Origin of the sequence: Pajaroellobacter abortibovis (genome assembly GCF_001931505.1) — a bacterium.
In the GTDB taxonomy this organism is placed as follows: domain Bacteria; phylum Myxococcota_A; class Polyangia; order Polyangiales; family Polyangiaceae; genus Pajaroellobacter; species Pajaroellobacter abortibovis.
In genome coordinates this window covers 1,354,834-1,368,890 of record NZ_CP016908.1, presented here as the reverse complement: position 1 = coordinate 1,368,890, position 14,057 = coordinate 1,354,834, and the positions used below count along the sequence as shown (strand labels likewise).

Annotated in this window: 11 protein-coding genes; 9 read left to right on the top strand and 2 right to left on the bottom strand. The window is 48.8% G+C overall.

The window, feature by feature from the left end; all coding sequences use genetic code 11:
* Positions 1 to 135 precede the first annotated feature (135 nt).
* Positions 136 to 1,008 carry an OmpA family protein gene (locus BCY86_RS06840; RefSeq protein WP_075277064.1) on the top strand — a complete coding sequence of 291 codons (873 nt, stop codon included), beginning with the start codon at positions 136 to 138 and terminating at the stop codon, positions 1,006 to 1,008.
* Positions 1,005 to 1,844: a tetratricopeptide repeat protein gene (locus BCY86_RS06835; RefSeq protein WP_075277063.1), complete on the top strand. Its 840-nt coding sequence runs from the start codon at positions 1,005 to 1,007 to the stop codon at positions 1,842 to 1,844. Before BCY86_RS06840 ends, BCY86_RS06835 begins: the two co-directional genes overlap by 4 nt.
* Here BCY86_RS06835 and BCY86_RS06830 read toward each other — a convergent pair.
* A complete protein-coding gene (locus BCY86_RS06830) occupies positions 1,807 to 3,987 on the bottom strand; it encodes a protein kinase domain-containing protein (protein ID WP_075277062.1) in 2,181 nt (726 codons plus the stop codon). The genes BCY86_RS06835 and BCY86_RS06830 overlap by 38 nt on opposite strands.
* 208 nt (positions 3,988 to 4,195) lie before the next feature.
* On the opposite strand from BCY86_RS06830, the gene carB reads away from it, so the two are divergent.
* The 7 genes from carB to BCY86_RS06795 all read left to right on the top strand — a co-directional run bounded on the left by carB (position 4,196) and on the right by BCY86_RS06795 (position 13,230).
* Complete coding sequence (gene carB / locus BCY86_RS06825; RefSeq protein ID WP_075277640.1) at positions 4,196 to 7,525, top strand: carbamoyl-phosphate synthase large subunit; 3,330 nt, start codon at positions 4,196 to 4,198, stop codon at positions 7,523 to 7,525.
* The gene (locus BCY86_RS06820) at positions 7,491 to 10,121 is read left to right on the top strand and encodes a lytic transglycosylase domain-containing protein (RefSeq protein WP_172824827.1); all 2,631 of its coding nucleotides are present in this window, start codon (positions 7,491 to 7,493) and stop codon (positions 10,119 to 10,121) included. Before carB ends, BCY86_RS06820 begins: the two co-directional genes overlap by 35 nt.
* A gap of 1,457 nt (positions 10,122 to 11,578) precedes the next feature.
* The gene (locus BCY86_RS09865; RefSeq protein ID WP_156865141.1) at positions 11,579 to 11,806 is read left to right on the top strand and encodes an RluA family pseudouridine synthase; all 228 of its coding nucleotides are present in this window, start codon (positions 11,579 to 11,581) and stop codon (positions 11,804 to 11,806) included.
* Between the two features lie 31 nt (positions 11,807 to 11,837).
* The gene (locus tag BCY86_RS06805) at positions 11,838 to 12,227 is read left to right on the top strand and encodes an RluA family pseudouridine synthase (RefSeq protein ID WP_156865140.1); all 390 of its coding nucleotides are present in this window, start codon (positions 11,838 to 11,840) and stop codon (positions 12,225 to 12,227) included.
* A 30-nt stretch (positions 12,228 to 12,257) separates the two neighbouring features.
* Positions 12,258 to 12,386, top strand: a complete 129-nt coding sequence (locus tag BCY86_RS10545) for a hypothetical protein (RefSeq protein WP_275935821.1) — start codon at positions 12,258 to 12,260, stop codon at positions 12,384 to 12,386.
* A 136-nt stretch (positions 12,387 to 12,522) separates the two neighbouring features.
* Positions 12,523 to 12,873 carry a class I SAM-dependent methyltransferase gene (locus BCY86_RS06800; RefSeq protein WP_075277057.1) on the top strand — a complete coding sequence of 117 codons (351 nt, stop codon included), beginning with the start codon at positions 12,523 to 12,525 and terminating at the stop codon, positions 12,871 to 12,873.
* A 15-nt stretch (positions 12,874 to 12,888) separates the two neighbouring features.
* Positions 12,889 to 13,230: a hypothetical protein gene (locus tag BCY86_RS06795; RefSeq protein ID WP_075277056.1), complete on the top strand. Its 342-nt coding sequence runs from the start codon at positions 12,889 to 12,891 to the stop codon at positions 13,228 to 13,230.
* A gap of 52 nt (positions 13,231 to 13,282) precedes the next feature.
* On the opposite strand, the gene BCY86_RS09860 is transcribed toward BCY86_RS06795, so the two are convergent.
* The gene (locus tag BCY86_RS09860; RefSeq protein ID WP_156865139.1) at positions 13,283 to 13,861 is read right to left on the bottom strand and encodes a hypothetical protein; all 579 of its coding nucleotides are present in this window, start codon (positions 13,859 to 13,861) and stop codon (positions 13,283 to 13,285) included.
* Between the last annotated feature and the right edge of the window lie 196 nt (positions 13,862 to 14,057).

Below are 14,057 nucleotides of genomic sequence, written 5' to 3'. Positions count from 1 at the left end.
TTAGAGAATGATGGCAAATAGTTTATTCTGGTTAAAATCCATCTTGAGACATTGAGATTCTGTGGCTAATGTGGTAACATGAGTTTGTTGTCTAGTAGGGATGAGAGATCACATCTTGATAGGAAAGGAATGCACATGTGTCCATCGATTTCTTTTTTCCTCTTGTTGAGGCGGTGGTGGGAGGAGATGCGTTTGATTTTCTGCGTGGGTAGATCTCTTCGTGGGATAGGACCTATGCTACTTCAGGTTGTGCGAAAAACCATCTTGTCTCTCGGGGTAGGAATTTTAATGGTAGCATGTGGCCGTGCTAAATCACCCCTTTGTGAAAAAGACGAAGAATGTCAACAAAGTGGACGAGGGGCAGCCTGCGTGCAAGGAAAATGTGTCGAATGCAGAACCGATTCGATGTGCCATCAGGGGAATGTATGTCAGGAAGGGGTTTGTAAGCCTCCTGTATCTTCTTCGGATGCATTTTGCGATGATGCGCATCCATGTGAGGTGGGATATGAGTGCGGTTTTGATCGTCAGTGCCATGCAAAACCTCCTCAGCCCCCTACCTCTAATGGTGATGAGCAAAATGAGGTCCAGGAGTGTGATGAAGAGCACCTGTGCCCTACGGGTGAACGTTGTGTCAATGGCCATTGCATTGCACCTCGTGAAGACATATCTGGATGTGAGACCTTTTTCTCCGTTTATTTTGCTTTCGACTCAAGGGAATTGCAGCCGGAAGGGAAAGCCGCTCTGCAAAAATTAGCACAATGCCTCACTTCTGGTTCGCTGCAGGGGTCTCCTGTTGTACTTACGGGTCATTGTGATCCCCGTGGGGAGCCAGAATACAATATGGTTTTGGGGGCTGATCGAGCCAAGTCAGTTCATCTTTTTTTACTGGGGTTAGGTGTTTCTCCTGACAAGATGCGCTTATCGTCTCGAGGTAAACTTGATGCGAAAGGGATTGATGAGGCTACATGGGCTCAGGATCGCCGGGTCGATATTGAGGTTGGTCAGTGACACGGAGCCAGCAAACGCTCGCATCTATTCACAAAACCTATCTTTTTCTTCTTGTTTATGGTGTGGTGGAGAGCGGTTGCAGTCTCGTCGCGATGCAGCGGGATGTAGATGTCCTTCAGAAGAAGCAAGCAGCTCTTGAAGGAGGGGGGCAGCGCCAGCGTCAGGAGTTGGAATCGCTGCGCGCTGAGATTCGTGGCATAAATGCCCGACTCGATAATGTGCTCAGCTCTCATGCGGACAAGGCTGTTGAATGGCATGCAGGTCAGGTCAATCTCAATCGGTTGTCCGGTAAGATAGAAGAGCAAGAACACGCCCTTTCAGAGCTCCGAGCGCAATTCGCTGCAGCTCGGAAGGAATGGAATGCGCAGCTTGATGAACTTCAAAGAAAGCAGGATTCAATTGCTCAGAGCAGGGTATCTGGTCCAGAGGCCCCACCAGATCGAGGGGCTCATATGGCGCTCATTGAGTCCTCTTACCGGAGAAAGGCTGCCCGCGATCTCTATCCACTTGGGGAGGAATACATCCGCCGTTATCCGAAAGACGATCAAGCGAGTAAGGTAGTTTATTGGATGGGAGATTCCTACCTGCAGGAGAGTAAGCCGGGGGCTGCGTTAGGAGAATTCAATCGTTTATTGCGTCAATACCCTAACTCTTCTTATCTCGGTCAGGCTCTTTTGGGGATGGGGAACGCTTATCTCACGCTGCATGATTGTGTAAATGCGCGCTTGGCCTTTAGCACATGTGAGAAGCGTTTTGGAAAAGAGCAGGTAGCTGTCGAAGCACGTAATAAGATCAAGACTATCGATCGTGCTCCAGGCGGTCTTTGCGAACCTTAGTCGCTGAGGGGGGAGTGATAGGGGTCTCCTTGATCGCTTGGGGAGAGGGCGATTTGGAAGAGTTGTGATGCAGCAGTTGGACTAAGATAAGAACCATGGCAGCGAGTCCAAGGATGCTAGCAATGGTTTTGTTTTTCCGAGAGGAAGTTGTCTCTTGATGGTGGGGAAAATGAATGGCTTCGAGCGCTTCTCGCAATTGCCTCGCTGAGCGAAACCGATTTTCTGGTTTTCGTTCAAGTGTTCGTAGGAGAACTGTCTCGAGCGAGCGGGGGATCTTCCCATCGGGCTTATATTGGCTTGGGGAAGGGGGTACTTGATTCAATTTCTTTGCAAGAATCTGGAGTGGCGTTGCTCCTGCAAACGGGGGGGTTGAGGTGATCATATGATAAAGCACACAGCCTAAGGCGTACAGATCTGCCTCCATTTGGATAGAGCCCCCTTGAATTTGTTCAGGTGCCATGTAGTTGGGGGTGCCTAAGAGGGAGAAATCAGGTTCGGAGCAGGGTGGTGAGGAATTGTTCGCTTGCATTTCTTTGAGTTTGAATGCAGCGGCGACTCCGAAGTCGATGATTTTGACCTCCCCTTGTTGGGTCAGTAAGAGATGATGGGGTTTGATATCTCCGTGAATGATCCCCTTTGCGTGAGCTGCTTCTAGAGCTTTGCTTGCTTCGATGATGATGCGCGTTGCTTCACACCAATCGATAGCCCCTTGGTGGAGGAGAATCTGATCCAGAGATTTCCCTTCGATCCATTCCATCGCATGGTAATACCACCCATCTTCGGAACGACCGGATTCAAAAAGAGCTGGGAGGTTGGGATGAGAAAATTGCGCTAAGACGCGTGCTTCTTCACGAAATTGAGCAATCCCTTGACCTGTGGCCGCGATGTTTGACTTGAGAATCTTGAGTGCTACCTTGCGCTTGAGTTGTTGATGCTCTGCCTTATAGACCAGACTGCTCCCTCCTTTGCCGAATAGACCTAGCAAACGGTATGGGGTCCCAAGAAACATAGTGCTTTTCGGTTCTTCCCCTTTGGAAGACGAGGCTATTTTTTCTTGAGGTGTGTCCGTCTGAAGCCCTTGCGCATGTCCGAGCAAACTAGCGAATTCGGCTTGGGAACGTCTTGGTTCATGAGGCCAGAGAATATGCATCAGATTGGCGATACAGCATGTTGGAATTTGATTTTGTGCTTTTTTCTCCCCGCTGGTTGCAAGCGCACGAGCTAGGTCTGAAACAGCTAGGCTCGCGTTGGCATAGCGGCATTCAGGTAGATTATGAGTGAGCTGAGTAACAATATGGTCGAGTAGGGGAGGGGCTCCGATCTGGTTGGCAATAGGGGGGATGCGAATCTCACCATGACTTATCCGTTCAAGGTGCTTATGTGGATCACCACTGACCAGCCGGCGCCCTTGGCATAATTCCCAAAGAATAATTCCAAGAGCGTACAGGTCAACGCGCTGGTCTGCTTTTTCTTCGCGGGCTACTTCAGGAGCCACGTAGCCAGGTTTTGCGAAAACGGTTCCGGCTACTGTTTCACAGTGCCGATTGCGAGCGTGGGCTGTGCCAAAATCAATTAATTTTACTTCGCCAGCGTAGCTGATCATGATGTTCTGCGGGCTGAGATCGCGGTGGATGATTCCTAGAGGAGTGCCGTTAGAGTTGGTGCGTTGGTGGATGTAAGCCAGCGCAAGAGCAATTTCCAATGCGATAGCAACCGCTTGCGTCCAGTCGAGACGTATTCCTGTTAAATAAGCTCGACGTTGCACCTGAGAGAGAGAATGCCCTTCGACATATTCGACTACAGTGTAAGGCTGATTATTTTCGTCCACCGAGGCTTCAAAAACACGAGCGACCCCTGAGTGGTTTAATTGGGATTGAATTCTGGCCTCGTCGAAAAAGCGGGCGAGGAAAGAGCTGTCTGTGGTGTATGCTTTTCGTATTGTTTTAACAATACAGGGAAATTCTGCCTCTTTGATTCCTCTTGTGGCAGCGAGGTATACATCTCCCATTCCCCCTTGAGCAAGGCGCTTTAAAAGAAAAAAGCGGTGAAATGAGCGGGGGAGAACAGGAGCATTCAGGTCTTCTGGGGAGGGGTGGGGTGTTAAATCAATTCGGTTGGCACCCCACGATGAGGAGACACTCATATTGATCAAGATAAATGAAATGTATTGATCAAGATAAATGAAATGAGGTCTGTCGCCAACTTTTTGATGACATTAAAAAGATTGAAGCTGTTTAGAACAGAGGAGTCCTATTGAATCTTCTTTCAATGGGTAGTGATTGGGCGTAACTGCACCATCTTTGTGAAGGAGTACTAGCCAATTGGATGATGAGCTGCTACTCCAAGGGGGTATGCCAAGGCGTAATGAAATTGAGAAGATCGTTATTCTCGGTGCGGGTCCTATTATTATTGGTCAGGCGTGTGAGTTTGATTATTCCGGTACCCAAGGGGTCAAAGCACTTCGGGAAGAAGGTTATGAGGTGATCCTTGTCAATTCCAATCCGGCAACGATCATGACGGATCCTGAGTTGGTCAAGCGTACCTATATTGAAGCGTTGGACTGGAAGGTGGTCACCGCTATTTTGAAGCGTGAGCGGCCCCAAGCGTTGCTGCCGACGTTAGGAGGACAGGTCGCCTTGAATATTGCGCTCAAGCTGGAAAAAGAAGGGGTCTTAAGAGATCTTTACATCGAGATGTTGGGGGTTTCTCCTCAATCCATTGAAAAGGCGGAGGACCGAGCCCTTTTTAAAGCTTCCATGGAAAAGATTGGGTTAACTTGCCCGAAGGCGATGGTGGTGCACTCGTTCCAGGAGGCTTGTGCAGCAGTTTCTGAAATAGGATTTCCGATGATCCTGCGCCCTTCCTTTACGTTGGGAGGGAGTGGGGGAGGAATCGTTCAGCATCGAGGGGAGTTTGAAGAGAAAGTGAAATGGGCGCTTTCGCAATCGCCTGTTTCACAGCTTTTAGTGGAAGAGAGTGTGATCGGGTGGAAGGAATTTGAATTGGAGGTTATGTGTGACCGAGCGGGCAACTTCATTGTTGTTTGCACCATTGAAAGCCTTGACCCGATGGGCGTGCACACAGGGGATTCCATTACAGTGGTTCCTGCGATGACCTTGACGGATCGCGAATACCAAAAGCTGCGGGATGCGGCGGTTGCCATTGTGAAAGAAGTGGGGCTGGAATCCGGTGGAGCGAATGTCCAATTTGCTGTTTCCCCTCATGATGGTCTGATGCATGTCATCGAGATGAATCCGCGGGTGTCGCGCTCTAGCGCTTTGGCTTCTAAGGCAACAGGTTATCCGGTTGCCAAGATCGCTGCAAAGCTAGCGGTAGGCTTTACATTAGATGAATTGCAAAACGACATCACGAAGACCAGTGCTGCCTTTGAGCCGACACTGGATTATGTTGTCGTCAAATGGCCTCGGTTCGCTTTTGAGAAATTCCCAGGAGCCGATACAACATTAGGTACACAGATGAAGAGTGTGGGGGAAGTGATGGGGATCGGGAGGACGTTCCCGGAAGCTTTGCAAAAGGCTGCTCGTTCTCTTGAAATAGGAAAGGATGGTCTGGTTTCTCTTCTCAATGAGTGGGGGAATTCATTTGCGCCTAAAGAGCAAAAGGGGGCTGTGGATGCAGCAGTAGCAGGGGATGTACAGAGTCCTTCTTCTGAGCATTTAGAGAAACAGGAGGAGCTGAAGGCGCGATTGCGTGAGCTGGTGTCAATTCCGAGCGCGAGCCGTCTCTTTTATGTAGGTGATGCCATGCGCATGGAATTCACCGATGCGGAGCTAGTCTCTCTGACGCATATCGACCCGTGGTTTCTTAAGCAGATCCGCCGTATTATTGAAGTGGAGGCCTGTGTTCGCGCCTCTTCTTTGTCAGAGTACTGGATGCGGGAATGCAAGCGCTTGGGTTTCTCTGACCGCCAGCTCGCTCTTCTTCTTCAGAAGGATGAAGAGGAGATCCGAGCGCTTCGCAAACAGCAGGGAATTACCCCTGTCTACCATAAGGTGGATACCTGCGCTGCTGAATTCGTTGCGCATACTCCCTATTTATATTCTACCTATGAGACAGAAAGTGAGGCTGCTCCCCAGGACAATAAGAAGAAAATTGTCATTCTAGGAGGGGGTCCAAACCGTATTGGGCAAGGAATTGAATTTGATTACTGTTGTGTCCATGCTGTCCAATCGCTTCGCGAGCTCGGGTTTGAGACGGTTATGATCAACTGCAATCCGGAGACCGTTTCCACGGATTATGATACTGCGGACCGGCTCTATTTTGAGCCCTTGAGCTTGGAAGACGTTCTTGGGATCCTGGAAGAAGAAAAGCCGCAGGGGGTGATCGTCCAGTTCGGTGGGCAGACCCCTCTCAAATTAGCTGTTCCTCTTGAGAAGAGAGGGGTAAAGCTATTGGGGACAGGGGCGGATGCGATCGATCGAGCGGAAGATCGAGAGCGGTTTGAAGCCCTCTTGAATAAGTTGTCGTTGCATCGTCCCAACAATGGCATTGCCCGTACTGTCCAAGAAGCAGTGGAAGTTGCGGAATCGATTGGTTATCCCGTTCTTGTCCGTCCTAGCTATGTGCTTGGGGGTCGAGCCATGACGATTACTTACACCCGTGAGGAACTAGTCAATTTTGCGCGTGATGCGGTGGAAGTCGCGCGCGATGTGGGTTCTTCTACCATTCTGGTCGATGAGTTTTTGCGAGATGCCATCGAGGTCGATGTGGATTGCATTTCGGATTGCAAGCGAGTTGTCATCGGGGGGGTCTTGCAGCATATTGAAGAGGCAGGTATCCATTCGGGGGATTCTTCTGTAGTCATCCCTCCCTATTCACTAAGTCCTGAGATCGTGCTATCTCTTGAAGAACAATCTCGGATGTTGGCTTTGGAACTGGGGGTAGTCGGGTTGGTCAACGTTCAGTTCGCTATCAAAGGGGGGAAGATTTATGTCCTTGAGGTCAACCCCCGCGCTAGCCGTACCATCCCCTTTGTGTCCAAAGCGACGGGACTTCCTCTGGCGAAGATCGCTGCTAAGCTGATGGTCGGCTGCACCCTGGATGATCTCGGCATTCATGATACCCCCTTGCCAAGGCATGTGGCTGTCAAGCAGAGTGTGTTCCCCTTTGCTAAGTTCTCCGGGACGGATATTATCCTGGGTCCTGAAATGAGATCGACCGGGGAAGTGATGGGGATCTCGAATACCTTTGCTCGGGCTTTTGGGAAAGCCATGTCGGCCTCTGGTCTAGAAATTGCTCTCTCTCTTACTCCCAATCAACCCCGCGTCGCTTTCATCAGTGTCAAAGATGAAGATAAGCCTGTGGCCTGCATTATTGCACGTCGACTTCGAGCGTTAGGCTTCAACATCTATGCAACCCGAGGAACCTGCGCTGCACTGGAACGTGCCCGTGTCCCTGTTGAGTTGATTCGGAAGGTGAATGAGGGTTCACCTCATCTCCTCGATGCGATTCAAAGTGGCCAGATCGCGCTGGTTATTAATACAACTTTAGGTGCCAAAGAAGTACGGGATAGCTACTCTCTTCGAAGGTATACGCTGCTTGCTAATATCCCTTATTTTACTACAATCGCTGCTGCACTGGCAGCGTGCGATGCACTTGAAGCTGTAAAAGATGATGCGGAGATACATGTCTATTCTTTGCACGAGTGGCTTTGTATTTAGCTTTCTGGATTGTCTAGAGGCTTTTCTTCTTCGAAGTCTGTGGATAACATATGGAACGATCCGACGCAGAGAGGATAGGACAGACGGGATAGATATGGTTGGCGTATGGAAGCGGATAGGCATAATTTGGGGACTGGGTCTGTGCGCGATGGCGTGTCATCCAGGAAGTAAAAGAACTCTCCAAAAGGTGGAGGCCTCTCTTCTAGTGTCCCCCTCTCCTTCCTCCATTCCTCCCGAATTTCATCTGCATCTTCCTCCTGTTACTACTTCTCCCTATCCTCTTCCTTCCTTGGATTGGTCTCTCGATCATCCAGGGCTGGCGGAGGTTAAGGAACATTGGGAAAAGCGAGAATTTGAGCAAGCGGCGCTTGCTCTTGAGCGGATTCAGGAAGGAGATCCTTCCCAAGAGAGGCCAGTCAGATGTGCAGAGAAGTATTGGTTAGGGCGCCTGTATGCTCTTGCGGGATATCCACTGAAGTCGGCGCTTGCTTTTTCTCAAATCGCCATGATGAGTCGAGTGGATCCGTCCTCTGCTTCCTGCTCTTCTCTCCGAGACTATGCTCTTGTCAGAGTCTGTCAGGCCTATGCACAGGCAGGCGCTATAAAAGAAGCTCGGGCTGCTTTTGTCGACGTGAAAGCAATTGCAGATGTACCTCTTGGGCTCTTACAGAAGGCCAAAATAGCCATGGCGGAATCATTGCAGAAGCGGGGTGATTTCTCTTCTGCTCTCCCTCTTTGGCATGATGTGCTTGCTCATTCCTCTTCTGGGCAGCAGAAATCCAAGGCGCATGCCTTTCTTGCCCAAGGGATATTGCAGGCGAACTCGTCCCCTTCGCTTGCTGCGCTTCGTGAGGTTTTTGATGATGCTTCGAAGGTCCTGATAGAGGCTCCTTCTCTCGCAGAATCCTCTGGCATGATGTCAGTCCGGATGAAGGCATGGACTCTCCTTAAAAAGAAGGGGATCAAGTTGAGCGCAGGTTGGACATGGGAAGAGAGAGTCCAGCGAGCTAGGGCATGGTTGGATTCAGGGGATTATAAGCGCGCTCTCAAAGAGGGGGAATCGATTTTAAAAGAGAACCGTACTGGAAAGAAGTCCTCACCTCTTCTTTGTAGGGCGGCGCTAGTAGTGGCTCGCGCTAAACCTATGAAAGATCCTGTTACAGCTGATGCATGGGGTAGGGCGATCGCTCTCTGTGCTCCGTACCCTGAGAAGATCGATGCTCTGTTTGGAGGTGCTAAGGCCAGCCGTCGAAGCGGCAGGTTGGAGGAAGCGTCTGTTCGGTATGAGGCTCTCGAACGACTAGCTCCCACCCATTCGTATGCAGATGATGCCCGTTTTTATCGTGGGCTAGTCGCTTTGGAGAAAGCAGATACTGCATCTTTCCTGTCTCTCATGCTTTCTCTTCCTGAGGCGTATCCGCGCGGAGATATGAGAGGAGAGGCTCTTTTTCGTGCTGCTCTGTTTCATCTGGCCGCAAAGGAATGGAACGAGGCGCTCCCCATTTTACAGCGTCTGAAAGAAATCGAGAATCCCAACCAACCTCGGGTCTCTTGGAAAGACTGGATACAAATAGGACGAGCGGACTATTATATGGCGCGTGTTGCTGAACAACTAGGGAATCTGGAAAAGGCATGGACTGGCTATGAACAGGTGATTTCCCAGTACCCCTTCTCCTATGTGATGATGCAGGCCTATGCGCGTCTCTCCGCCCACTCTCCTGAACGGGCACAACACACACTTGAGCGCATTTTTCAGAAAGAGGGGGTAGGCATTTTCCCAACGAAGTCTCACCCTGAATTTGACCTCCCTTCCTATCAGCGTGCCATGCGGCTTCTGGAAGTAGGGGAGCTAGAACTTGCTCAAGATGAGTGGAGCAGGGCAGGTGTTCTCTCTGCTACTGTCGATCCAGAGGTCTTTTTATCCACCATTCGACTGTACATGCAAGCCTATGCGCCGGAAGTCGGGTATGAACTTTTAAAAACGCTTCCTTCTTTTGCCAATCTTCAGCACTATCCTGTGGGGTGGTGGCGAATCCATGGAGAAGTGGCCTACCCGCGTGCCTTTCAAAAATGGGTTGAACGCGAGGCGAGAAACCAGAAAATCCCGCCAGCCTGGATCTGGGCAATTATGCGTGAGGAATCCTCCTTCAATCCGAAAGCCAAAAGTCCTGCGGATGCCTTTGGCTTAATGCAATTTATCATGCCTACCGCGCAGAAGATAGCTAAAGAAATTCAGCTGCCTGTCAAGATAGAAGAAGCCACCCTATTTCGTCCGGAGGTGTCGATTGCATTGGGAGCTAGGTATCTAGCAAATTTGAAAGTAGCGTTTACACCTCACTTAGCCTTGATGATCGGATCGTACAATGCTGGTGAGAATGCAGTCGGCCAGTGGCTTCGCAGGGATTTTCCTCTGGACACAGATTTATGGATTGAACATATTCCATACGAAGAGACGAGAAATTATGTCAAACGAGTGTTGGCGAGCATGGGTGCCTATCTTTTTCTCTACGAACCAGAATCCTTAGCTGGCTTGTGGAATTGTCCGTTGCGTTTCGATCCTTCTTCACTGCAGGGCAAGGGTGGCGGTCGTTCTTAATTGTTGGCACTGTATTGCTGAAAGCGTCTTCCGTCTTGACGGCCTAAGACGACATAGGGATATACGGGAATCCTAACTGACCTAGAGGGAGCTTTCTTTCTATTTCCATGTAGGGGAACTGCCAGTGTCGGTAGAGGAGGGGAAGAAAGCAGTGGTTTTCTGTCCATTGTTAGGATAATTGTTCGGCTCCTTCATAATTAAGAATCTGCTCTATAAAAGGATGAGTTGAACAATGCATGAAGTAAAAAAGGTATGGAAACAACTTACCAAAGAATAAAAGGAGGGGGGTAATCAGTGTGCGAGGGTATCAATCAGTCTAAGTCTAACCATGGAAGGCTGTAGCCTCGAATGGCTTGGTCATAGGTGAGAATGGAGAGGGGGTTCAACAGAGTTTCTCTACGAAGGAAGAAGAAATAGGATTGAGATAATCAGTGAAATGGAAGGAAACAAGAAGTTGAGAAGAAGAGCAGCAGAAGCTTATTGCTGCTCTAGGCAGTGGATAAAAGAACTTTTATATCCGGAAAACTAGCTTCTCAGTTTTCTTCCAGTATAGCTGAGGAAAACACGTTTGATGATTTTACTATACATATTACTGAAGAAGAATTAAAAAGACGAAACACTCTCACATATGCTGAAGCACTTTGCCTGGGAGATATGCCTAATACTGAGTAAGCCAGCGAAGGATTCTCTATTTTAGGTAGGCTAAAGAAATTGACACCAAAGGATTTTTCTTGGAGTGCTCAAAAAGTAAAATTGCTTCTCAAGCAGACTCATAATCTTATTTCTTTGAAATTGGAGAAATTAAAGTGCACTGCAGAGAGTGACTTGGATGGATTCCCTACATTAAAAAGTTCGTCAGAATTAACATTAGCTGGTTCTTCTTGGATTACTAGGAAAGTAAAATTACTTTTTAATGCGATCCCCGCTGTTACATCTCTTTGATTAGAGAATCCACTTGTCTTCGGTCAAATCGGTGATTTAGGTGGAATTTTTGGAAAGTTGACACATCTTTCTATAAGAAAGGAAAAAACATACAGTTTAAAGCTCCTGAGCAAAGATCTATTGAGGTTAATAACCTCAAAGATTGATCTAAAAAATCATTGTGAAAATGATCCTATAATGGGTGATATAGAATCCATTTCTTTTGGATCATAACCTTGCATAGACGACTTGCTTTTTTAAGACGACTTGTTAATTTTAGAATATCTTACTTTTGGATCTAAATGAGGAAGAGATTTATTTTTCGGTATGCGAAATGCGAAATAGGATATAATAGCTATTCTGGCGAATCATATGAAATTAAAATCGCATTGGTTTTTATGTGTTCTCTTTTAGAAAAAAAGGAAACTGTAGATATCTGCAATGCGGAATTAAAGGAGCTAAGTCTGTGCGTTGATGCACCTAAAGAAGAAATATTTGTTGGAGGATTGAAAAAAGATTCTCGAAAGAGAGATGTGTTGAAAACGTGTGTTATGTTGGTGAATGAAAATCATATCCTTTTGGGATCTACGCTCCCTGCGGATTTGGCTTATCCGGATAATGTGGTATCCCTGCTGCGAGCCTATTTGATCGAGAAGGGTGAGACGGAACCTTACCTCAGTGTTCACCAGCGGCTCGATCAAAATATGTCGGGGTTGCTAGTGGTGACCCACTCAAAGCCGGCTAATCCCTCTTTCGCCTGTTAGTTGGAAAGACGTACCGTTCGTAAGGGATATCTTGTGGGTGTGGTCGGTTGGCCCAGGGATGTACAGAAGGCCATTTCGAGGGATATTCTCTGCTCTGGATCAAAAGGGGGAGATGCGGGTTGTCAAACAAGGAAGCAAAGGGGGGCAACTTGCTGTCACACGGGTGCAGCTAACCAAAATGATTAACAATCATACCCTTTTAACGCTCTGCAGCGAGACGGAAGGGACACATCAAGCGCGAGTCCAGTTAGCGTGTCGGGGGATGCCCCGGTCGCGGGGGATCGTCTCTGTAGGGGGTAGTCTTGCTTCTCGGCTTTTGCTTCATGCGTATCACCTTTGTATTGAACATCCCATCACGGGAAAACCACTGATTTTTATAGCCCCCCCTGAATTCGAAGATTGGCTTATCCATGGTCCATGAGGTGACAGAATCTACGATCATCTTGAAGTTTTGAAGCAGGCGCTTGACCAAGCGATCCAACGCCGTTTTCGTTTGGCCGTGTATGGATCTAAGGGGGGAGAGACCAATGCTTTCCGTTTGGTGCATGAAGAGGGGGACGCCTTGCCGAGGCTTTGTTAAAGAAGAGGAAGCATTTGGCAAGAGGGGGGAGGTCGTCTTGAGCAGGTGCTTGATGTGCTCTATTCTTTTGGTTTTGAAGGGATCTGTTTGAAGGTCTGCCTTAAGCAGCCTAATTGGATCCAGGGAGGCGAGATCGATGCCTATGCTCCTCACGTTTATGGGAACAGGGGCTGCAGCAAAAGAGCTGATAATCATGGAAGGGGGAATTCCTCATCAGGTTTATCTTCGGGATGGATTATCAACAGACTTATTTTTAGACCAGCGGCTAAGTCGACAGCGGGTGCATGAGCTCGCTCAGGGGCGCTTAGTACTCAATCTATTTGCCTATACCTGTGGTTTCACCCTTGCTTTTCCCTTGGGGGGAGTAGAGTGCACGGTCAGTGTAGATGCCTCTGCCTCGGTTTTAGAGCGAGGATATCAGCAGTTGGAAAGGTTAGGTGTGCTGTGTGATCGCCATTCGTTTTACGCAGAGGACGTATTTGCTTAGTTAGCTAGGATGCGTATGAAGAAAGGCCAATTTGACCTCATTGTACTCGATCCTCCTGTCTATTTAACGACCAAGAAAGAGCGGCTTTCTGCAACACAGGATTCCAAGGTTAGCTGCTTCTCTTGCTCAGTTGGGGGCAGAGGGCTAACTGCTGGTATGTCTTCACCACTGCACTATCTGTTACCCTCGTCTTCGGCCTTTCTCCATCAAGCTCTCCATCTGGCAGGCCGTAAAGCAACCCAGCTCAAAGCCCTCCCCCTTCCTTTTGACTATCCCGTAGCCGTAGACTCCGAGCTCACTTTTGAGAGTGTATTCGCGTCCTTTGCTGACTCATCAAAATCCTCAGATACTGTTTAACCGATCTCTTCGGGGAGGTTGGTGGGGGGTGGATGAGGAAGGCGCGTTGTAGCTAGTGGTCAAGCTGATCGAGGTTAGGGCAATGGAGGATATGATTTTGGAGGTGTTGGGGGATACCTCTCCTTCTGCTCTTCTTTGTTTTTGGCTTTCGATTTTTCCTTTTGAGAAGAGGCATTTTGCGAATTCGCTTTGGTGTTGGTACTGTCCTGAGTTCGTAATTGTCTCCAGTGCAAGTTGAGCGTGTTGATTGAGGGGAGCCAGAATAAGAGTCAGCATACAGTCGGCTCCGTTCCTCGTCGATGTTTTTGATGGCGGCAAGGGAAGCAAGAGCGATGTCGAGGTGGCCATGGATCATGGAGGGAAGGACAGCAAGTCCTGGAGCCTTATCAGTATCTGACGGATGAGTGGTAGACGGAATGAGATAGGGGTCTAGGACAATGGGTGAAAAGATAAAGTTAGGATGTCCCATATGGATCGATACGTTGCACCACTGGGCGAGTGGAGTTGGGGGGGCGATGACCAGTAGGGAAGTGGGACAGTGGAAATGGGCGCGGGGGTTGATGAGATAAGCGGACCAGGAAAAGCGTTTGTTAGGGTCGCGGTAGAAGTTGGACTTCGACAATGATAGCATGGATTGGGGTGTAAGCTCGATCGTGAAGGAGCGTGGCGAAATCTGCTTGGTATTTGGTCGGGACGATCTGAGTGAAGTCTTCTGAGGCATTTTGGACGTATGTGTAGTCTAGAAGTTGTTTGTGACAGATCTGTTGGAGTAGAGAAATGGCGGGTTCTGGAGAATTGCGAAAGAGCACAAAGAGGGATTCGTGGAG